Here is a 20,511-nt window from a genome sequence, read left to right as displayed (position 1 = left end):
CGCGCCAGGGAGGCGCGCCGGTCTGCGTGGCCTACATGGATGTAGGTCAGGGGCGTGAGCAGGATGCAGAAGCTTTGCTCGTCGTTTATTTAGAATGACTACAAAAACGCCGGGACAAGCAATGTTCCAGACATTGCTTTTGCATACACTCCATCCATGGAGATAAGCGTTTTTGAGCGCAAGCCCCAAAGGGGTGAGATACAAGGATGCATCTCACAAACTGCTCTCCTAGCGCCTTGATTGGTACATTTTCAGTCATAAACAGAGGCGACTATGAAAGATCAACAAGCCCTACTTCTTACACAAAAATATATTTAATGAATGACAGATTGAACTAATGCATACCTAAACATTTCTTAACGAGAATAAACAATTTTGGAGCATGGCGATGCAAGCTTTACAGGAACAATCCGTAATGTGCCCCTATTGCGGTGAAACCATTGAAGTTTTACTGGATGCCAGTGTGGAATATCAACAATATATTGAGGATTGCTTTGTCTGTTGCCGCCCAATAGAATTTTCAGTCTATGTGAATGCGGACGGTTCATTTCATGTCGTGGCTGTTGATGAAAACGCTTAAAACTAAAAATGTTGACTGGAGCTTATTACATAAAGGCAGTGCCATATTTGCTGAAAAAAACACCACCACTTTTTAAACAAAAGAACGCTTTTTTTAATTGATTTTCAGGTCATTTATATCACGTAAAAATATAAACGCACGGAGTTAAAGGAAAAATATCCCGCCTAAACCAGGAGAGTTTCCTTATTGAAGAATGTTATATTTTCGGTTTCTATTGGACTTTGACCAAAGATGGGAATTCATAATTGAAACGTATTTGGCTTAATGCAGTTAATCTATCTTTGCTCGTTATGCTGTTGATTCCACAAGTGCATGCGTCACTTGATTTACTTGCAGGTGTCGAGGCAGGTATCGACACAAATACAGCAATGAGTAGCGTGGACCTGGATCGAACGCAGGAGATTCTTTCATCAAATGATTTCGAAACCAAACATGTCTGGATTAATCAACATACCAGTACTCAATATCAAATTCAGCTAATGCGCAGTTATTCTTATGGACACTACCCCTGCCTTGCCTATCAATTAAAAATCAAAAACGGTGATGACGTACAGGAAAAATCGCTGGATGCCTGTCAGCATCGAAGTGGCAAGTGGATTTCTGTTTCACCCAGTTCAATGGCTTTTTAAATTAAAAACCTATTCTTAAAATTTAATCTTCTTCATGGCGCATCAGCAATAAATACGGCTCGTTTTGGTGCCGGATATCCTTCAATGGTTTTATGCATATCCTGAGGGTCCAGAAAATCGGCTAACGATTCAAATGTCATCCACTCTGTTGCCCGCTGCTCTTGCAGTGACGTAAGATTTTCATCCACACAACGCACATTCTTATAACCGCATTTCCGCAGCCATAACAGCATCGTTGGAATTGATGGAATAAACCAGACATTACGCATTTTGGCGTAACGTTCCTCTGGCATCAGACTCATGCCTTCTTCCCCATCAATGATTAACGTTTCCAGGACCAGCTCACCACCCGGGCGAAGACATTGACGTAATTCCATCAAATGGTTTAGCGGTGAACGGCGATGATATAAAACGCCCATGGAAAACACCGTATCAAACAAATGCAGTTTTTCAGGCATATGTTCAATACCAATCGGTAAAACAAAATGCTTTTCACTTTGAATAAAGTGCTGCATAAATTGATATTGCATGCTGAATACCAATGTCGGATCAATCCCCATTACCATCTGTGCGCCCTCACCCACCATGCGCCAACCGTGATAACCATTGCCACCACCAACATCCAGAACTTTTCGGCCATGTAAAGAACTGAGATGCGGTAATACGCGATCCCATTTCCAATCCGATCGCCATTCAGTATCAATGTGTATATCAAATAATTGGTACGGGCCTTTGCGCCAGGGATGAAAAGTTTTGATCAGCTCAATAAACGAAGACGTGTCATAAGCCGCCAAATCTTCTTTTGCGCCAATAGCCACCTGTTGTTGCAGTTCTATAGCAGAAGGCTTTATGGAAGGTAAATCCGTCAACGCTTTTTGCCATAATGGCATCTTGCCATGAAAATCGTCCGCCATTCGCTGCTCGGTAAATTTGGCCAGTTGCTCGGCCCAGTCAGCTTGTCCAATGGAGTCAAGCCAACGATAAAACGGTTCATATACGGTCATTTAAACGCTATCAAAGAAGCAAAGTTAAAACATTGAAACCAGCATTCGCTGCGGGAAAAACCAGCGTTGCTAAGTCGTTGTTGATGTGTTGACAGAGTTTCTGGAATTAATACGTTTTCCAGTGCGCTGCGTTTCTGACTGATTTCCAGATCACTATAGCCATTGGCCCGTTTGAAATCGTGATGTGCATCCGTAAAAAAAGTCTGTTGCTCAGCACTGTCAAAAGCCAGTTTTTCCGACAGTATAAATATGCCGCCCGGTTTCAGGCCCTGATAGATTTTATCAATTAACTCATCACGTAAAGCCGGGGCAATAAACTGCAAGGTGAAATTCATCACCACTACCGAGGCATTCTCAATAAGCATCTGGTGAATATCTTCACAGCGCAGCTCAACCGCTACTCGATTGTTATCCGCAGCGATAATTTTCTCTGCCCGTTCAATCATTGCAGGGGAATTATCTACAGCAATAATCTGACAATCTTCAGCCTTAATACGCTGGCGCATCGATAAGGTAATCGCACCTAAGGAACTCCCCAGGTCATAGCAACTGCTGTTCTCCTGAGCATAACGAGCAGCCAGAATGCCGATATTGGAGATCAGGGTGCCATAGCCTGGAACCGAGCGCTGGATCATATCGGGAAACACGTCCACCACGCGTTCATCAAAGCGAAAGTCCACCATCTGCTCCAGCGGTGAAGCGAATATGTTATCGGCTTTTTTGATCATCCCTGTTGCGCCTTCTTTTTAGCAACATTATTCCGCAGATACACTGGTAAAGCCTTATCAGCACTGACAAACTCACCACGCAGATAAAACTGCTCAGCAAGTTTGAGAATCGTTGCTGCAACAGGATAAATATCGGCTTGCTGGTCAATCAATTGTTCAGAAAAGTTAGCTTGCAACATCTCAGCATAAACCTGCCACCCATTACCTGCGCCAAACCAATTTTCGGAATTTGCTGGAAAAAACTGTTTAGCAGTACACACTTTTTCATCATCGATAAGCGTCACAAAACCATCTTTCACCTGAAAACAGGCTGCATATATTTCGTCCATACGGGCATCCATGGCCACCGCTATGTTTTGTTGTCCAAAGGCATCAAAAGCAGCCTGAGCAACAGCAGCAAGTGTTGAAACGGGAATGACGGGAAGTTCACGGGCAAATGCAATTCCCTGCGCAGCTCCGACCCCAATGCGAACACCGGTAAACGAACCAGGGCCCCTACCGAATGCCAATGCCTCAATATCAGCAATTGAGGCATCGGCTTGCTTGAAAAGCTGATCGAGCATCCCCAATATTAAGGTCGAATGACCTCGCTGAGTCATTTGCTGTTGCTGATACAACACACCGTTAATGGTGATTGCAGCAGAACAACTTTCAGTACTGGTATCAAGGGCAAGCAAATTCATAGGGTGGTCATCATCATGTCATTTGTCCGTCACAGTCGCGCATTATAATTCAACCGTGAACTACAAAGGAGTTTTGCTATGGGTTATATCGTTGATACCATCTATATTTTCCGCGAATTGATGAAGTTGCTGTTTGTGGTAGTAACATCACCTTTCGCCGTCGTGGGTAGTCTGCTGATGCTGGGTAGTGCTACCTGGCAGTCATAAATATCGAGGAAACCAATGAGCGTCATACATCTGCAAGCACTGGATAAAATTCGCGAACAGGATTGGCATGGCGCTCATCAACTTATCCAGCAGTACAGTGACCCACTGGCCTGTTTAATTCATGGTTATCTGCACCGAATTGAAGGTGATCTTTCTAATGCTGCTTACTGGTACAACCGTGGGCAGGAGGCTGTACCAGCAAACAGTCTGGAGGACGAGCTAAAACGTTTGTTTAAACTCGCCCGACAAGATTAATCAAATCAACTACTGTCTGATGCCTTCAATAGACAAAATCAGAAAAACTTCCTGAGAGCTTGGTCCCAACTTGCTGACATCAATATCATAATCCTCGATGATAAAACTGGTTTCACCCTGAAAACCGACACGATAGCCACCCCAAGGATCATCACCTTCACCGACTTTCTCAACTGGAATAATCATCGGCCTGGTAACACCATGCAGAGTGAAATCCCCCTTCATTAACAAAGTACCATCCGCCTGCTGCTCAAAATTGGTAGAGGTAAAACGCGCATCGGGAAATTCCGCTGTCTCAAGGAATTGTTCGCGCAAATGTTTATCACGCTCAGCAAAATTGGTATCTACACTGGCAACATCAATTTTCACATCAATTTTTGACGCTTCAGGGTTTTCCGGGTCATAACTGAAAGTCCCTTCAAAATCATTAAAGCGACCGCTCATCCAGCTAAAACCCAAATGCTGAATCCGAAAATCAATAAATGCATGGGCTTTCTGGGTATCAATAACATAGTCAGCCGCGTAAGCAGGCAATGTAAACACTGTACTCATAGCCAGGGCAAAGATGGTTTTTTTCATGGTAACTCCTGTTGGTTTTAAAGATTAAGCATGCGACGCAACGTTGCATCTTTATTAATGAAATGATGTTTTAACGCCGCCAGGGCGTGAAATGAAGCCAATGCAATAATGAAATAGCCTGACCATAAATGCAGTTTGCTGACCAGTTCACTGGTTTCAACTGTTAATTTGGAAATTGCCGGAATACTGAACCAATCGAAAATCCCCAAAGATTCATCTTTTGCAGTGACAATCAGATAGCCAGTAATGGCCAGCAGGATAATGGCCAGGTTCATCAATTGATGAGCCGCTTTAGCTGCCCATTGTTGCCAAATAGGCGTGGATGAAATAGCTGCGGGCTTTCCAGCAAATGGACGCCAAATCCAACGCAAAACGACTAATAAAAAAACAATAAATCCAAGCCCTTTATGCCACCAGGGTGCCTGATAATACCAGTCGTCATAATAGCCAAGGTCGACCATCCATAGGCCAAGAATAAATAAGCCGATGGTGAGCAGAGCGATCGACCAATGTAGCAGCATACTTATCATGCCATAACGATCAGAGCTATTTTTAAAACGCATACATTCCTCTCCATAGGAAAACAAACTCACACAATGCTTATCGGACCAGCTTAATTTAAGTGAGGTTCCTCTCACACCTTATCGTTTACGGGAACGTTGCGTTCCACTTTTTACCTTTTTAGATCGCACATGCTGTGTACGAAACGCCGGCTGGGTTGACGGCGTTTTAGCCTTACGGGTAATACGCTTGCCTTCGCCCATTTCGCCAGTGCCTTTAGGTTGAAAGCTTGGTATAAGATGTTTTTTGCCATTACCGATCAAATCAGATCTGCCCATACTTTTCAGTGCTTCACGTAACATCGGCCAGTTTTCCGGATCGTGATAACGTAAAAACGCTTTATGCAAACGCCTTACTTTCAAGCCTTTTGGAACGGTAATATCGCCACCCTGACGTCGTACTTTGTGTAAGGTGTCCTTGCCCGAATGATACATTGCTGCTGCAGCTGACATCGGTGAAGGCAAATATGCCTGAACTTGATCGGCACGAAAGCCATTATGTTTTAACCATAACGCCAGATTCATCATATCTTTATCTGTGGTGCCTGGATGGGCTGCAATAAAATACGGGATCAAATACTGTTCTTTGCCAGCCTGTTTGGAATATTTATCAAACATGGCTTTGAACTTGTCATAGGTGCCAATGCCTGGCTTCATCATCTGCGACAGTGGACCATCTTCGGTATGTTCCGGCGCAATTTTCAGATAGCCGCCCACATGATGAGTGACCAGTTCTTTAACATACTCCGGTGACAGAACCGCGAGGTCATAACGCAACCCTGATGCAATCAGGATCTTTTTGATACCCGGCAGACTGCGAGCACGATGATATAAATTAATTAACGGCGTATGGTCAGTATTCAGGTTTTTGCAGACACCCGGAAAAACACAAGACAGACGACGGCAACTGGCCTCGATTTCTTCGCTATTACAGGCCAATCGATACATATTGGCTGTCGGGCCACCCAGATCCGAGATAATGCCGGTAAAGCCGGGCGTGGTATCGCGAATCGCTTCAATCTCACGAATAATCGAATCTTCACTGCGGCTCTGGATAATCCGACCTTCATGTTCGGTAATCGAACAGAAAGTACAGCCACCAAAGCAGCCACGCATAATATTCACCGAAAAACGAATCATCTCATAAGCTGGAATATTGGCCTTGCCATATTCCTTATGCGGCAAACGGGTATAAGGCAGATCAAATACCGCATCCATCTCTTTGGTGGTCAAAGGAATCGGTGGCGGATTGAGCCAAACATCCTGATCGCCATGTTGTTGAACCAATGCCAACGCATTACCCGGGTTAGTCTCTAGATGCAGGATCCGTGAAGTATGTGCATAGATGATTGGATCATCTTTAACTGTTTCGTAACGCGGCAGACGAATAACGGTTTTCTCAGCATTACGCGGTGAAACGCGATGAATTTTGATTACATTGGTAGCAGGTTCAACTGGCACAGCAGTTTCAGCCTTGGATTGCTCGCAGCTCTCTTCAGTCTGCATCTGGTATGGATCAATAGGCGGATTAAGCTGACCCGGTCTATCAATACTGGTGGAATCTTTTTCCCACCAGTCTTCACGTCGCCCATGACGCTTTGTATAGACTGTGCCACGAACATCGATCAGTTCACTAACTGCTTCACCCTGTGCCAGACGATGGGCTATTTCAACCACCTGCCGCTCACCATTTCCGTAAACCAGTAAATCGGCTTTGGAATCCATAATCACGCTGCGGCGTACTTTTTCGGACCAGTAATCATAGTGAGCAATACGACGTAAACTGGCTTCGATACCACCAATAACGATTGGCACACCTTTATAGGCTTCCCGACAACGCTGACTGTATACAACGACGCTGTGATCCGGGCGTTTACCACCCTCACCATCGGCAGTGTAAGCATCATTACGACGAATTTTTTTATCTGAGGTGTAACGATTGACCATCGAATCCATATTGCCGCCAGTGACGCCAAAAAACAGATTCGGTTTACCTAATCGCTGAAAATCTTCGGTGCTGTTCCAATCGGGCTGCGAAATAATGCCGACCCGAAACCCCTGTGATTCCAGTAATCGACCGATTAATGCCATGCCGAAACTGGGATGATCCACATAGGCATCACCGGTTATGATGATCACATCACAACTGTCCCAACCCAGAGCTTCCATTTCACTGCGTGACATTGGCAATTGCGGCGCAACACCAAAGCGGTGAGCCCAGAATTTGCGGTAAGAAAAAATATCGGGAGCGGCTTGCATACAACCTCAGATAAACAACAGCGAAAAATCAAAGGCTTATTGTAGCAAACACGAGATGGCTTGTTCTTAGGTTTTAGGTATCTTGGATGCAGTCAAATATGACGAATACATTTATGTTCTGATACAGGTGGCTGCAATAAACGGCTAAGGGTTTACTGCAGCTTTATAGGGGTTTACTGCCGCTTTAAATGACTCAAGTGAATCAATAATGATTACCGGTGTGCCTTCATCAACCCACATGGCTAACTCACGCACTTCAGAGTTGCGCATTGCAATGCACCCTTTGGTCCAGTTCGATATTGCATGAATATCCAGTTTGTCTGGTGTCTCTTCACCAATACCATGGATGCCAATCTGTCCACCTAACGGTGTATTTTGCGGCGGCGTTTCATTGTAGATAAACGCTGCAAGAATCTTGCGATATTGCGTGCGGGTTATTCTGCCATCTTTAAGCGCTTGTTTTGCATCATCCATATTGGGGTAATCCAGATGCATAAACAGATAAAACTTATCGCTGCTGCGGATATCTTTGATTCGATAATGACCTTGTGGCGTTCTGCGATCGCCTTCCTGCATTTTTGGCTGGCGACCACCACTGCCAAAAGCCACTTTAAAAGTGCGCAAGGTTTTGTCGTTTTTTCTTACCAGCAATTTATTTTCTGAACGCACAATCACCACTTCAATGGCCTCTGAATCTGCCATCGTGGCAGCAGCAGGCCAATGAAATAAAAAGACTAAGAAAAGCAGCCTAAGCATATGGCAATTAATCCGCTAAGAAAAGACAATAGATTTTTATCATAAAATGCCTGAATTATCACCTGTAAATTAATATTTTTAAAGAAATAATCGATTTAAAAATGAAATATTTTGTTTTATCAAATCATGCAATGATTGGGGTAAACCGACATCAAACTGCTGGTTAAGATTTTCGGCCAGGTCCCGATGTCTTTTTAATTGGCTTACATTGAATTTTTGCTTCAAAGCCAGACCAATCACATTGCCTTTATCTGCCACCGGTAACACTAAGGTCTGATTATCAAAACTTTGATTTATACGTTGCATCGATTGACTGAATCCTGGCCGATCGGTTCCCCACAAATTGATGCTCATCAGTCCATCATCGTTAAGCACGCCGGCACAGGCATCAAAAAATGCCTGGCCACCAACACTGGCTGACATTCCCACATGATCGAAAGCATCGACCAGCAACAGATCATAAAACGCGCCATTGCTGAAAAACTGATTGCTGACAAACTGATAACCATCATCATGATGAATCCGCAGTCTGGGATCATTATGCGGCACTTCAAAATAGCGATGTGCCACATCAATCACATCCTGCCGATATTCGATTACATCAATCTGACATTCTTCAAAATGATGCAGTAAAAACTTGACCAGTGATCCACCACCCAGGCCGATAACACAGATAGTTTTAGGCCTTGGTTGAAACAATAAACCGGCCATCATGGCGCGGGTATAACTCAGTTCAAGCAGATGGGGTGATTGCAAGGACATGCTGCTCTGACGTGGATAGGTTCCGAAATGTAGCGATCGCTGATCACCAATATCAACGACTTCAATAATACCTTCATCAGAAGCAGCTTGGTAAACCACTGAGCCACCATAGTAAAGGCGCATTAAGGCGCATCCTCTTCTTCAAAAAACTGCTTATATAACCAGCCATGAACCAGATTGGTTAATCGCCGAGACGAGCTGGCGAAATAATGGGACGCCCCATTGACCCGTCTTAACTGATAGTTGGTTTTTTGTTCGGTTTTCATTTGTATACGCCGTTGCAGAACAGCCTGTTTAATAGTGTCTTTCTGACGACTACCCAGAATTTCCAATATTGGAATCGCCGTTTCAGTCATGCTCGTTCCTTCTGCTAATTCACCGGTATTTATCATGATTAATGCGGCAACCGGAACCGCAGTTTCGTTAAGCGTTTTTAAGGCCAGTTCTCCCCCTGCCCCCTGACCAATCAGCACAATATTTTCATGCCCTTCCTGTTGTAACTTTAATAACGCCGCATCCAGACGCTGAGCAGTGCTTATCGCTGTAAATTCCGCTTCAGCAGGTTCTGCCGTTTCAGTTGTATCGGCTGTTTCAGTATTTTCATTGTCTGCGGGCGTACTCTCAGCTTCTGTTGCTGCAGTTTCCTCTGTTTCAGCCTGTTCAGCCGGATTCGCTTCATCTGCAGCGGCAGCCCTTTCTTCTGTGTCGAGTGGCTCTTGCCCACTTGCTTCCGTAAACCGAATGATCTTGATTGATAATGTATTCCAGCCATAAGCCGGTAACTGTCGTCTTAAAATACCAATCGCAGCGCTGTCGATATGTTCATTAATGTCATGCAATAACAAAATGGCGCCACGAGATATACCTAAGGTTTGCGGTAAATACGCCGCCGCAATGCTTTGATCACCTACAGCTAATGGCTCATAGCCTTTTGTTACTGAGTCCTGACGCAAAATTTGTGGCTTTGCTGCAGATGTTTCATCCAAAGCACCGGCGTGTAAGGCCATGCTTGGTAAAAAAATCATCAAGAATGTAATGAACCATCGTGGGTGAATTCGCACTCGTTTTCCTATTTAGCTCGGTTGGACAACTGACGCCAGTATAAAGAGCGATAATGAATTTCAAAAGCTGAAAAAACCCTGCTTTTGGGGTAGAGTAACGGGTTTTGATAGCAAATTTTTAACTAACTTAGAGAGAATCCGACATGGCCGAATTCAAAATTGCCCCATCTATCCTCTCCGCTGACTTTGCCCGTCTTGGCGAAGAAGTGGTAAATGTACTGGCCTCAGGTGCTGATATCGTTCACTTCGATGTTATGGATAACCATTATGTCCCAAACCTGACGATCGGACCGTTGGTCTGTGAAGCTTTGCGCAAGCATGGCGTTACCGCTGAAATCGACGTACATTTAATGGTGAAACCGGTTGATCGCATTATTCCTGATTTTGCAAAGGCTGGCGCCAGTTATATCACTTTTCACCCTGAAGCTTCCGAGCATATTGATCGCAGCCTGCAACTGGTTAAAGCAGAAGGCTGTAAAACCGGCCTGGTATTCAACCCTGCGACACCACTAACGCTGGCTGAACATGTTCTGGACAAAGTAGATCGTATTCTGCTGATGTCTGTGAACCCGGGTTTTGGCGGTCAAAAATTTATTCCTCACACACTGGAAAAATTACGCCAAGCTCGCAAAATGATTGATGAAAGTGGCTATAAGATCGATCTGGAAATTGATGGCGGTGTCAACATTCAGAATATCCGTGAAATTGCTGAAGCCGGAGCACGTACCTTTGTTGCAGGTTCTGCCGTATTTGGTGCAGCACAGGACAGTGATCCTAATAAATACGAAACCGTTATTGCCGCCCTGCGTGCAGAATTAGCCCAAACCAAAATTTAAACAATGCCTCTAATTAAACCAGCCCTTGCGTTAATTGATCTGGACGGCACACTGGTTGACAGTGTGCCGGATCTGACCTGGTGTACCGATCAGACCATGTTGCAACTAGGACTGCCCGAACGTGGCGAAACCAAAGTCAGAAACTGGGTAGGTAACGGCGTTGAAAGGCTGATAAAACGTGCCTTGATAAACCAACTTGATGGTGAACCTGCTGAAGCACTTTATGCCCAGGCAGCGCCAATATTTATGGCGTTATATGCGGAAAACACCAGTAAACGCAGTCTGCTATACCCTGATGTAAAACAGGGCTTACAATGGCTCAAAGATCAGGGCATTCATCTGGGTTGTGTGACTAATAAGGATGAACAGTTTACGCTGCCCATTCTGAATAATCTGGGGATCCGCGATTATTTTGAACTGATTGTCAGCGGTGACACCTTGCCGCAGAAAAAACCGGATCCTGCACCGCTGATTTATGCAGCCAATTATTTTAATATCGAGCCTTCACAAGCGTTGATGATTGGCGACTCGGTCAGTGATGTCAAAGCATCACGCGCCGCCGGTTTTCAAATCGTCTGTATGAGCTACGGTTATAACCATGGCAACGACATCCGCACTGCTAACCCGGATGCGGTTATTGATAGTTTTGCTGAGTTAAACACTCTTTTTTAGAAGCCGAAAATGAAACAGGCACAATTCGACCAACTGGCCAGTGAAGGCTATAACCGCATCCCTCTTTATCGCGAAGTGCTCGCCGATTTAGACACGCCATTAAGTACCTATCTTAAACTGGCAGATGCGCCCTATTCATATCTTTTCGAGTCGGTTCAAGGTGGCGAAAAATGGGGGCGTTATTCGATTATTGGTCTGCCCTGTGAATCCGTTATCAAAGTATTCGGAGACCAAATCAAAGTTTATCAACGTAATGTATTGATAAATGAAATTCAGCATGACGACCCGTTGACCTGGATTGCCGATTTTCAAGCGAAGTTCAATGTGCCCACATTGGAACATTTACCTAAGTTCAACGGTGGCTTGGTTGGCTATTTCAGCTATGACACAGTTCGTTATGTTGAGACCCGTTTAGGCGAAGCCCCTGCAAATGATCCTCTGGGCTGCCCCGATGTGTTGCTGATGGTGTCTGACGAACTTGTGGTGTTTGATAATCTTAGTGGAAGATTGTTTTTGATTGTTCATGCTGATCCAACACAGCCCGATGCCTATGACCAGGCACAGCAACGTCTGGATCAGCTGATTAGTGAGTTGCGGGAATCCACCCCTAAATTTAACGATAAACGTCCACAGAACTCGATTTCGGAACAGGATTTTGTCTCCGGTTTCACCCATGACGGGTTTATCGATGCGGTCAGTAAGGCAAAACAATATATTAACGATGGCGACATCATGCAGGTAGTGCTGTCACAGCGTTTGTCAGTGCCTTTTCATGCGGCAGAAATTGACTTATATCGCGCCTTACGCACATTAAATCCATCGCCGTACATGTATTACCTGAACCTGGAAGACTTCCACATTGTCGGATCTTCTCCGGAAATTCTGGTACGTATGGAAGACAATGAAGTGACTGTTCGTCCCATTGCCGGTACCCGTCGTCGAGGTAAAACAGAAGAACAGGACAAAGCCCTGGAGCAGGAGCTGCTCAACGATCCAAAAGAATTGGCTGAACATTTAATGCTGATAGATCTGGGTCGTAATGATGTGGGGCGGGTCAGTCAGACAGGCACGGTAAATCTGACCGATAAAATGGTCATCGAACGCTATTCACATGTGATGCATATTGTTTCCAATGTGACGGGACAGGTTCTCCCCGGCATGACGGCAATGGATGCACTTCGTGCGACTTTCCCAGCAGGCACCGTCAGTGGTGCTCCAAAAGTGCGTGCAATGGAAATTATTGACGAATTAGAGCCGGTTAAACGCGGCGTTTACGCCGGCGCCATTGGGTATTTGTCCTGGGCTGGCAATATGGATACAGCCATTGCTATCCGCACAGCCGTCATCAAAGACAAGCAACTGCATATCCAGGCGGGTGCCGGTATTGTCTATGATTCTGTTCCGGAAATGGAATGGGAAGAAACCATGAATAAAGCCCGCGCGATATTTAAAGCTGTTGCCATGGCTGAGGCAGGTCTTGAGCCGCCAAAACCGACTGAATAAATAACAGGACACCCTATGCTGTTAATGATTGATAACTATGATTCGTTCACCTACAACCTGGTGCAGTATTTTGCTGAACTGGGCGCTGAGGTCGAGGTGCAGCGTAACGATAAACTGACCATTAGCGACATAGAGACCCTTAACCCTGAGCTTATAGTGATCTCACCTGGTCCTTGCACGCCAAATGAAGCTGGAATTTCATTAGACGTTATTCATCAATTTGCCGGGAAAAAACCCATCCTGGGTGTTTGCCTGGGCCATCAGGCCATTGGTCAGGCATTTGGAGGCAATGTTGTACATGCACGCCAAATCATGCATGGCAAGACTTCCCCGGTACATCACAACAATATCGGTGTGTTTAAGGGATTGAATAATCCGTTGCAGGCAACTCGTTACCATTCCCTGGTCATTAAAAAAGAAACGCTGCCCGATTGTTTTGAGGTGACTGCCTGGACAGAAAATCCGGATGGCAGCATTGATGAAATTATGGGTGTCCGGCACAAAACCCTGCCAATCGAAGGCGTGCAGTTTCACCCTGAATCCATTTTGACTGAGCAAGGTCATCAATTATTAAAAAACTTTCTGGATGAACACCATGGCGGATAATGAATTTACCATGCAGGCAGCCATCAAGCTGATCACCCAGCATCAGCATCTGTCTGAACAGCAAATGACTGCAGCGATGCGAATGATTATGACCGGTGAAGCGACAGACGCTCAGATCGGTGGCTTCTTGATTGGTTTGCAGATGAAAGGCGAAACCATTACCGAAATTGCGGCAGCAGCATCAGTAATGCGTGAATTAGCTACGCCAGTACAGGTAACCGGTGAGCATATTATTGATACCTGTGGTACCGGCGGCGATGGTGCCAGCAGTTTTAATGTATCAACTGCCAGTGCGTTTGTAGTCGCTGCAGCAGGCGCCAAAGTCGCAAAACATGGTAACCGCTCAGTTAGCAGCACATCTGGCAGTGCCGATGTTCTCGAAACAGCCGGTGTGAATCTGGAACTAACACCTGAGCAAGTTGCCCACTGTGTTGAAACCACCGGCGTTGGTTTTATGTTTGCCCAACGTCATCATGGCGCAATGAAATATACGGTTGGACCGCGACGTGAAATGGGTGTCCGCACCATTTTCAATTTGCTCGGCCCGTTAACCAATCCAGCCAAAGCCAAACATCAGGTAATGGGTGTATTTGATAAAAAATGGGTTGAGGTGATTGCTCAGGTATTGCAAAAACTGGGCAGTAAACATGTAATGGTGGTGCATGCCGAAGACGGTATGGATGAAATCAGTATCGGTGCCGATACGTTTGTCGCTGAGCTTAAAAATGGCGAGATTTCCACCTACACCATCAAACCCGAAGACTTTGTAATGCAACGTGTTGATATCAGTCAACTGACCGTCACCAATACACAGCAAAGTCTCGATATTATTCAGCGTGTATTTGCTGGTGAACCTGGCCCTGCCCGCGATATTGTTGTGCTTAATGCCGGCGCTGCCATTTATACAGCAGATTTGGCTGATAACCTTGCTGAAGGCGTTCGTCAGGCAAAACACTGTATTGATAGCGGTATTGCTCAACAAAAACTAGATGCACTCATCACCTGCAGCCAACTTTAAAGATCGTTTATGACTGAAACACCCGATATTCTGAAAAAAATTCTGCAACGTAAACAACAGGAAATTGCCGAGCGCAGTAAACGTTTGCCCATTAACCTGTTACAACAATTGGCTGAAAATGCTGAACCGGTACGCGGTTTTGTTGAGGCCCTTGAACGTAAATTGGCTGCCGGGCAAAGTGCCGTTATTGCTGAAGTTAAAAAAGCCTCACCCAGCAAAGGTGTGCTGCGAGAGGATTTTCGTCCTGCTGAAATTGCCATGTCTTATGAAAACGGTGGCGCGGCCTGTTTATCGGTATTGACCGATCAGGATTTTTTCCAAGGCCATGAAGATTATCTGAAACAGGCGCGTACGGTCTGTAAGCTACCGGTCATTCGTAAAGATTTTATTATCGCTCCCTATCAGGTTTTTGAAGCCAGAGCGATCGGTGCCGATTGCATACTGCTGATTGTTGCCGCGTTGGATGATGATCAACTGGAACAGTTAAGTCAGTTAGCGATTCAGCTGGATATGGATGTGCTGGTTGAAGTGCATAACGAAGAAGAGTTGCATCGTGCATTGGTATTGAATCTGCCTCTGATAGGCATCAATAACCGCGATTTACATACTTTTGAAACGTCGCTGGAAACCACTATCAAGTTACTTAATTTTATTCCCGATGAAATGATAGTGATCACCGAAAGCGGTATCCTTGGTAAGGAAGATGTCACTTTCATGCGTGAGCACGGTGTGAATGGTTTCCTGGTTGGCGAGGCCTTTATGCGGGCAGATGAACCAGGTGAGGCGTTAGCCAACCTTTTTAATTGAGGCATTCACACCACGATGGTTTTCATCAAACAATACCATCGTTTTGCCGTGCGCCCACAAGATGCCGCGTTCCTGTAATTCTTTTAAAACCCGGCCGACCATTTCCCGCGAACAGCCTACAATGCGACTGACTTCCTGACGGGTGATCTTGATTTGCCGACCCTGTTCGTGGCGCATTGCATCCGGCTGAGCAGCCAAATCACGCAAGGCTTCTTCTACCCGTCCTGAAACGTCCATAAATGCCATATTGGTGGCTTTACGAGTCGTGGTCAGCAAACGTTTGGACATCTGCTCACCCAACGTTTCCAGCAGATAGGGATAGCAACCTTTTAATTCTGTTTTGGAAAGCGCCTTGAGGGTTTGATAACTGATTTCTTCGGTGCGGCAATCGGTTCTGGCTTTGACCACCGACATGCGGTCATTGATATTATCGTGAAAATAGCCGACTTCACCGATAAAGTCGCCCTGATTCAGATAGGCGACAATTAATTCCTCACCTTCTTCATTTTCAACACAGATGCTGATAGAGCCTTCTCGAATATAATATAGCCTGTCGGGGATATCTCCTGGTCTAGCCAACATCGTTTTAGCAGGATAAATTTTGCTATGGCAGTGTTTAAAAAAATCTGTCAGCTGCTCTTCTCTCTCTTTGTGTTTTAAATAATCCATATCATCAAACCCAGCTTTATTTTTATAATGATTAATTCTGCCCAATTCCGATGAATATGGCAAAATTAAACGTATTTCACGTAGGATGAGTTAAATGAAAGCAAGAGTAAAGTGGGTTGAGGATGTTTTATTCGTCGGTGAATCCGGAACCGGACATACCATCGTAATGGATGGTCCCGAAGAAGCCGGTGGTCACGGCACGGGCATGCGACCGATGGAGCTTCTCTTGCTGGGCCTTGGCGGCTGCACCTCATTTGATGTCATCGATATTCTGAAAAAATCGCGTCAGAATGTAACCGATTGTGTGGTAGAAGTTTCCGCAGAACGAAGTGAGGAAGCGCCAAAAGTATTTACCAAAATTCATGTGCACTACACCGTAATCGGCCGCAGCCTTAAACAGAATTTTGTCGATCGTGCGGTAAAACTATCGACCGAAAAATATTGCTCGGCATCTATTATGCTGGCAAAAACCGCCGAAATCACCCATGACTATGAAGTGATAGAACAAGCCTAATCGAATTTCAATAAACCGGAGCATAACCATGCAGCGACCAACACGAACTGGCGGTTTGCGTCATGTGGCATTAACCGTCGAAAATCTCGAAGCCTGCGAACAGTTTTATGTGGACTTACTGGGCATGGAAGTCGAATGGCGTCCTGATGCGGATAACGTTTATCTGACCTCTGGCAATGACAATCTGGCTTTACACCGTGGCGAAAATATCAATAAAGCACCGGTTCAGCCTTTAGATCATATTGGTTTTATCATTCCGACACCGGAACAAGTCGATGAGTGGTATGCATTTCTGGATCACCATGCGGTTCCAATGCGTCTGCCACCACGTACCCATCGCGATGGAGCCCGCAGTTTTTATTGTTATGATCCAGCCGGAACGGTTGTACAGATCATCTATCATCCCCCGATTTCGTAAACCAAATTCGTAAAACAGAGTTGTTATGATCAAAACCTTTATTTATAAAAGCCGTAAAAAAGACGAGTTATATCTTTATCTCAGCAAGAAAGATGACTTTTCAGACATTCCGCCAAGCCTGTATAGCTCAATGGGCAACGAGCCGATATTTGTGATGGAACTGGAACTGAGTCCAGACCGCAAACTGGCTCGTGAAGATGTTAATAAAGTCATACATAATCTGGAAACACAGGGTTTCCATGTACAAATGCCGCCAACCAATGATTTGTTACTGCAGCGTGAACGCACTGGCCAGTTACATTAATTGAGCGACATCATTCAGATAAGTTTTTTCAGCTCGTAAAGTAATTCCAGCGCCGCTTTGGGCGTTAATTCATCAGGATTGATTTGCTCGATTTTGTTTATCAAGGCCGAATTATCCGGTTGAGCAAATAAATCATGTTGCGGCGGTTGTTCATGCAAATTTGTACCAACGGTACGTTGAGTTTCCAAAGCAGCTAATTTATGTTTCGCCGCCTGAATCACATCGTTTGGCACCCCTGCCAGCTGCGCCACCTGTAAACCGTAACTCTGATTGGCCGCACCCGGTTTTAATTGATGCAAAAACACAATCTTGTCGCCATGCTCAATCGCATCAAGATGCACATTACAGGCTTTGTCATATAATCCTGGCAACTGAGTCATTTCAAAATAATGCGTAGCAAATAAGGTATACGCACCAATATCCCGCACCAGTTTTTCGGCGCAGCTCCAGGCCAGCGCCAAGCCATCAAAGGTACTGGTGCCCCGCCCTACTTCATCCATTAACACCAGACTTTGAGCGGAAGCATTATTCAGTATATTTGCTGCTTCATTCATCTCCACCATAAAAGTAGAGCGTCCTGACGCCAAATCATCACTGGCACCAATGCGGGTAAATATCTGATCAATCGGGCCGATAACTGCCGAATCAGCAGGAACATAGCTGCCCATATACGCCATGATCGCAATTAATGCTGTCTGCCGCATATAGGTAGATTTACCGCCCATATTCGGCCCGGTAATCACCAGCATCGACTGTTCAGTTAACTGCAAATCATTGGGACAGAAATGCGTTTTCTGCACTGCTTCGACAACCGGATGTCTGCCCGCCTGAATCGATAAGCTCTGCTCAGCAGTCAACTGCGGCGCGACATAATTAAGCGTTTGCGCCCGCTCAGACAGATTGGTCAAAACATCAAGTTCTGCCAGTGCCGCAGCACAATAGGTCAAAGCGGCAAGCTCTGGGTGAATCAGTTTAAAAAGCTCTTCGTATAATGATTTTTCCAATGCCAATGCTTTTTCACTGGCACTGAGTACCTGATCCTCATGCGTTTTCAGCTCGGCAGTAATATAGCGCTCAGCATTTTTCAGCGTTTGCCGGCGCTGATAATCGGCGGGTAACTCAATGTTATGGGCTCTGCTGATTTCGATAAAGAAGCCATGCACTTTGTTATAGCCGACTTTTAAGGTACTGACACCAGTGCGTTCACGTTCACGCTGTTCCAGATTTCGTAAAAAATCATTGGCATTCAGATGCAGATTGCGTAACCGATCCAGTTCCGCATGATAGCCTTCGGCAATCACCCCGCCATCTCGAATCAACGCTGGCGGCTCTTCAATAATGGCTCTATTCAATAACTCAAGTAATTCCGGGAAAGTCCCCAACTCGCGGTCGATCTGTTTCAGCAATCTGGCTTGAGTACCCGATAAAGATTGATGCAAATTTGGCAGAGCAGTCAACATGCGGCGTAACTGCACAAAGTCACGCGGTCTGGCACTACTCAGTGCTACGCGGGTAACAATACGCTCAATATCGCCTAGCGGTTTTAACAGGGTTTGAACGGCAGCAATAACATCCTGTTCAATAAGATTGCCAATCGCCGCCTGACGCTGTTGCAAGGTAGTTAAATCGCGTTTCGGTTGTAACAACCAACGACGCAGTAAACGTGTGCCCATCGGCGTAACGGTATTATCAAGCACCGACAATAAGGTATTTTCACAACCACCTGACAGGTTTTGCTCCAGCTCCAGATTGCGTCTTGATTGTGGATCAATACGAATACTGTCGGCCGGTGTTTCAACACTGATTTTGCGTAACTGCGGCAGCGCTGTGCGATGGGTTTGCTGGGCATAATTTAACAAACAGCCTGCCGCCATAATGGCTAGCGGCAAATCATCACAGCCAAAGCCTTTTAAATCGGTGGTCCCAAAATGCTCACATAAACGACGCCTCGCCGCATCCAGGCCAAAATGCCACTCCGGCACATACTTAAGCTGTTTGTTATAACTATTTAAGGTGTCGCCATGACTGTCATCAATCAGAATTTCTGCAGGTTGTAATCGGGCTAGATCGGCTAACAAATCAGTTAACGATTGATGCTGACACACATCAAAACGGCCACTGCTGATTTCGGCCACGGCTAAACCGTATTGATCCTTATGGCGGGCAATCGCAACCAGTAGATTCTCCTGTTTACTATCGAGTAAAGCCTCATCGGTTAAGGTGCCGGGCGTCAGCACCCGTACAACTTTACGTTCCACCGGCCCTTTACTGGTTGCCGGATCACCAATTTGCTCACAAATCGCAACGGCCACACCACCTTTAAGCAATCTGGCCAGATACCCTTCAGCCGCATGATAAGGAACACCCGCCATCGGAATCGGCGCACCATTACTATTACCGCGAGCTGTCAGCGTAATATCCAATAACTCGGCAGCTTTATGCGCATCATCAAAAAACAACTCATAAAAGTCGCCCATTCGATAAAACAATAACAATTCGGGATGCTCGGCCTTGATACGCAGATATTGCTGCATCATTGGCGTATGATTGGTTTTTTCGGTCATTTTTATAGTTTAGCGTATGCAAGATTATTCTGACGCAACACTTTATCAGCTTACCCAGCAACTGGCACAATCGCTTCAATCGAAAGGCTTGCGTTTGGTCACTGCCGAGTCATGTACCGGTGGCTGGTTGGCGAAATGTTGTACAGATTTGGCTGGCAGCTCAGGCTGGTTTGAAGGTGGTATCGTCAGCTACAGTAACCAAATCAAACAACAGTACCTTGATGTTCAGCCCAGCACGCTCGAAAAATATGGTGCTGTCAGCGAGCAAACCGTTATTGAGATGGCCTCTGGAGCCATCCAAAACTTCGATGCAGATATATCCGTCGCAATTAGCGGCATTGCGGGTCCAGATGGCGGCTCAGTTGAAAAACCAGTGGGTACCGTCTGCTTTGCCTGGGCAGATAAACAAAGTGTGTTTTGCAATACATTTCATCTGCGCGGCAATCGCGAATTCATTCGCCGCCAGGCAGTATTTATCGCACTGGATGGCTTGGTGAAAAAATTAGCTTCCACCGAATATTACGCCTGAACACAAAT

General features: G+C 45.5%; 25 protein-coding genes. 14 read left to right on the top strand and 11 right to left on the bottom strand.

Translation table 11 applies throughout. The annotated features are described in order from the left end of the window. Positions 1 to 388: 388 nt before the first annotated feature. Together Q7A_RS08220 and Q7A_RS08215 are read left to right on the top strand one after the other, a co-directional pair. Positions 389 to 580 (top strand): CPXCG motif-containing cysteine-rich protein, encoded by a 192-nt coding sequence (locus Q7A_RS08220; protein WP_014706886.1) that lies wholly within the window; start codon positions 389 to 391, stop codon positions 578 to 580. Positions 581 to 825: 245 nt separating this feature from the next. Beyond that, on the top strand, positions 826 to 1,209 hold the full coding sequence (locus Q7A_RS08215) for a hypothetical protein (RefSeq protein WP_238595890.1): 384 nt from the start codon (positions 826 to 828) through the stop codon (positions 1,207 to 1,209). A gap of 32 nt (positions 1,210 to 1,241) precedes the next feature. Here the strand turns inward: Q7A_RS08215 and cmoB are convergent, their stop codons facing one another. From cmoB to tsaB, 3 genes are read right to left on the bottom strand one after another with little or no spacing between them, the layout of a single operon-like run. Continuing rightward, the gene (gene cmoB / locus Q7A_RS08210; protein WP_014706883.1) at positions 1,242 to 2,213 is read right to left on the bottom strand and encodes a tRNA 5-methoxyuridine(34)/uridine 5-oxyacetic acid(34) synthase CmoB; all 972 of its coding nucleotides are present in this window, start codon (positions 2,211 to 2,213) and stop codon (positions 1,242 to 1,244) included. Beyond that, the gene (cmoA, locus tag Q7A_RS08205) at positions 2,210 to 2,941 is read right to left on the bottom strand and encodes a carboxy-S-adenosyl-L-methionine synthase CmoA (RefSeq protein ID WP_014706882.1); all 732 of its coding nucleotides are present in this window, start codon (positions 2,939 to 2,941) and stop codon (positions 2,210 to 2,212) included. Before cmoA ends, cmoB begins: the two co-directional genes overlap by 4 nt. After that, positions 2,938 to 3,624, bottom strand: a complete 687-nt coding sequence (gene tsaB / locus Q7A_RS08200) for a tRNA (adenosine(37)-N6)-threonylcarbamoyltransferase complex dimerization subunit type 1 TsaB (protein ID WP_014706881.1) — start codon at positions 3,622 to 3,624, stop codon at positions 2,938 to 2,940. Before tsaB ends, cmoA begins: the two co-directional genes overlap by 4 nt. Before the next feature lie 78 nt (positions 3,625 to 3,702). Here tsaB and Q7A_RS15630 point away from each other — a divergent pair, with 78 nt between their 5' ends. Together Q7A_RS15630 and Q7A_RS08195 are read left to right on the top strand one after the other, a co-directional pair. Beyond that, on the top strand, positions 3,703 to 3,831 hold the full coding sequence (locus Q7A_RS15630; protein ID WP_014706880.1) for a hypothetical protein: 129 nt from the start codon (positions 3,703 to 3,705) through the stop codon (positions 3,829 to 3,831). Positions 3,832 to 3,846: 15 nt separating this feature from the next. After that, complete coding sequence (locus Q7A_RS08195; RefSeq protein ID WP_014706879.1) at positions 3,847 to 4,086, top strand: hypothetical protein; 240 nt, start codon at positions 3,847 to 3,849, stop codon at positions 4,084 to 4,086. A 9-nt stretch (positions 4,087 to 4,095) separates the two neighbouring features. On the opposite strand, the gene Q7A_RS08190 is transcribed toward Q7A_RS08195, so the two are convergent. The 6 genes from Q7A_RS08190 to Q7A_RS08165 all read right to left on the bottom strand — a co-directional run bounded on the left by Q7A_RS08190 (position 4,096) and on the right by Q7A_RS08165 (position 10,009). Further along, the gene (locus Q7A_RS08190; RefSeq protein WP_014706878.1) at positions 4,096 to 4,665 is read right to left on the bottom strand and encodes a YceI family protein; all 570 of its coding nucleotides are present in this window, start codon (positions 4,663 to 4,665) and stop codon (positions 4,096 to 4,098) included. A gap of 17 nt (positions 4,666 to 4,682) precedes the next feature. Beyond that, a complete protein-coding gene (locus Q7A_RS08185; protein WP_014706877.1) occupies positions 4,683 to 5,228 on the bottom strand; it encodes a cytochrome b in 546 nt (181 codons plus the stop codon). 78 nt (positions 5,229 to 5,306) lie between these two features. Beyond that, a complete protein-coding gene (locus Q7A_RS08180; RefSeq protein WP_014706876.1) occupies positions 5,307 to 7,484 on the bottom strand; it encodes a YgiQ family radical SAM protein in 2,178 nt (725 codons plus the stop codon). A gap of 144 nt (positions 7,485 to 7,628) precedes the next feature. Then, a complete protein-coding gene (locus Q7A_RS08175) occupies positions 7,629 to 8,186 on the bottom strand; it encodes a L,D-transpeptidase family protein (protein WP_014706875.1) in 558 nt (185 codons plus the stop codon). A gap of 132 nt (positions 8,187 to 8,318) precedes the next feature. Then, positions 8,319 to 9,125: a spermine/spermidine synthase domain-containing protein gene (locus Q7A_RS08170; RefSeq protein ID WP_014706874.1), complete on the bottom strand. Its 807-nt coding sequence runs from the start codon at positions 9,123 to 9,125 to the stop codon at positions 8,319 to 8,321. Next, positions 9,125 to 10,009, bottom strand: a complete 885-nt coding sequence (locus Q7A_RS08165; protein ID WP_169697742.1) for a DUF3530 family protein — start codon at positions 10,007 to 10,009, stop codon at positions 9,125 to 9,127. Before Q7A_RS08165 ends, Q7A_RS08170 begins: the two co-directional genes overlap by 1 nt. Before the next feature lie 197 nt (positions 10,010 to 10,206). Between Q7A_RS08165 and rpe the strand changes: the two genes are divergently transcribed. The 6 genes from rpe to trpC are packed head-to-tail and all read left to right on the top strand — an operon-like array spanning position 10,207 to position 15,505. Next, the gene (gene rpe / locus Q7A_RS08160; protein ID WP_014706872.1) at positions 10,207 to 10,899 is read left to right on the top strand and encodes a ribulose-phosphate 3-epimerase; all 693 of its coding nucleotides are present in this window, start codon (positions 10,207 to 10,209) and stop codon (positions 10,897 to 10,899) included. 3 nt (positions 10,900 to 10,902) lie between these two features. Further along, positions 10,903 to 11,571: a phosphoglycolate phosphatase gene (locus Q7A_RS08155; RefSeq protein ID WP_014706871.1), complete on the top strand. Its 669-nt coding sequence runs from the start codon at positions 10,903 to 10,905 to the stop codon at positions 11,569 to 11,571. A gap of 9 nt (positions 11,572 to 11,580) precedes the next feature. After that, positions 11,581 to 13,074, top strand: a complete 1,494-nt coding sequence (gene trpE / locus Q7A_RS08150; RefSeq protein WP_014706870.1) for an anthranilate synthase component I — start codon at positions 11,581 to 11,583, stop codon at positions 13,072 to 13,074. Positions 13,075 to 13,089: 15 nt separating this feature from the next. After that, the gene (locus Q7A_RS08145) at positions 13,090 to 13,680 is read left to right on the top strand and encodes an aminodeoxychorismate/anthranilate synthase component II (RefSeq protein WP_014706869.1); all 591 of its coding nucleotides are present in this window, start codon (positions 13,090 to 13,092) and stop codon (positions 13,678 to 13,680) included. After that, positions 13,670 to 14,698 (top strand): anthranilate phosphoribosyltransferase, encoded by a 1,029-nt coding sequence (gene trpD / locus Q7A_RS08140; RefSeq protein WP_014706868.1) that lies wholly within the window; start codon positions 13,670 to 13,672, stop codon positions 14,696 to 14,698. Before Q7A_RS08145 ends, trpD begins: the two co-directional genes overlap by 11 nt. A 9-nt stretch (positions 14,699 to 14,707) precedes the next feature. Then, positions 14,708 to 15,505: an indole-3-glycerol phosphate synthase TrpC gene (gene trpC / locus Q7A_RS08135; protein WP_014706867.1), complete on the top strand. Its 798-nt coding sequence runs from the start codon at positions 14,708 to 14,710 to the stop codon at positions 15,503 to 15,505. Here trpC and crp read toward each other — a convergent pair. Next, positions 15,485 to 16,174: a cAMP-activated global transcriptional regulator CRP gene (gene crp, locus Q7A_RS08130; RefSeq protein ID WP_041355042.1), complete on the bottom strand. Its 690-nt coding sequence runs from the start codon at positions 16,172 to 16,174 to the stop codon at positions 15,485 to 15,487. The genes trpC and crp overlap by 21 nt on opposite strands. A 94-nt stretch (positions 16,175 to 16,268) precedes the next feature. Between crp and Q7A_RS08125 the strand changes: the two genes are divergently transcribed. The 3 genes from Q7A_RS08125 to Q7A_RS08115 are packed head-to-tail and all read left to right on the top strand — an operon-like array spanning position 16,269 to position 17,410. After that, on the top strand, positions 16,269 to 16,688 hold the full coding sequence (locus tag Q7A_RS08125) for an OsmC family protein (protein ID WP_014706865.1): 420 nt from the start codon (positions 16,269 to 16,271) through the stop codon (positions 16,686 to 16,688). A gap of 28 nt (positions 16,689 to 16,716) precedes the next feature. Beyond that, entirely contained in the window at positions 16,717 to 17,106 is a 390-nt protein-coding gene (locus Q7A_RS08120; RefSeq protein WP_014706864.1) for a VOC family protein, read from the top strand. Between the two features lie 25 nt (positions 17,107 to 17,131). Further along, on the top strand, positions 17,132 to 17,410 hold the full coding sequence (locus tag Q7A_RS08115; RefSeq protein WP_014706863.1) for a YcgL domain-containing protein: 279 nt from the start codon (positions 17,132 to 17,134) through the stop codon (positions 17,408 to 17,410). Positions 17,411 to 17,424: 14 nt separating this feature from the next. On the opposite strand, the gene mutS is transcribed toward Q7A_RS08115, so the two are convergent. Beyond that, positions 17,425 to 19,974: a DNA mismatch repair protein MutS gene (gene mutS / locus Q7A_RS08110; protein WP_014706862.1), complete on the bottom strand. Its 2,550-nt coding sequence runs from the start codon at positions 19,972 to 19,974 to the stop codon at positions 17,425 to 17,427. A gap of 16 nt (positions 19,975 to 19,990) precedes the next feature. On the opposite strand from mutS, the gene Q7A_RS08105 reads away from it, so the two are divergent. Then, the gene (locus tag Q7A_RS08105; RefSeq protein WP_014706861.1) at positions 19,991 to 20,503 is read left to right on the top strand and encodes a CinA family protein; all 513 of its coding nucleotides are present in this window, start codon (positions 19,991 to 19,993) and stop codon (positions 20,501 to 20,503) included. Positions 20,504 to 20,511: the final 8 nt, after the last annotated feature.

The sequence above is a fragment of the Methylophaga nitratireducenticrescens genome (assembly GCF_000260985.4).
Taxonomy (GTDB): Bacteria; Pseudomonadota; Gammaproteobacteria; order Nitrosococcales; family Methylophagaceae; genus Methylophaga; species Methylophaga nitratireducenticrescens.
The sequence above is the reverse complement of the archived record's forward strand: the minus strand, read 5'-3'. Positions and strand labels throughout refer to the sequence as shown.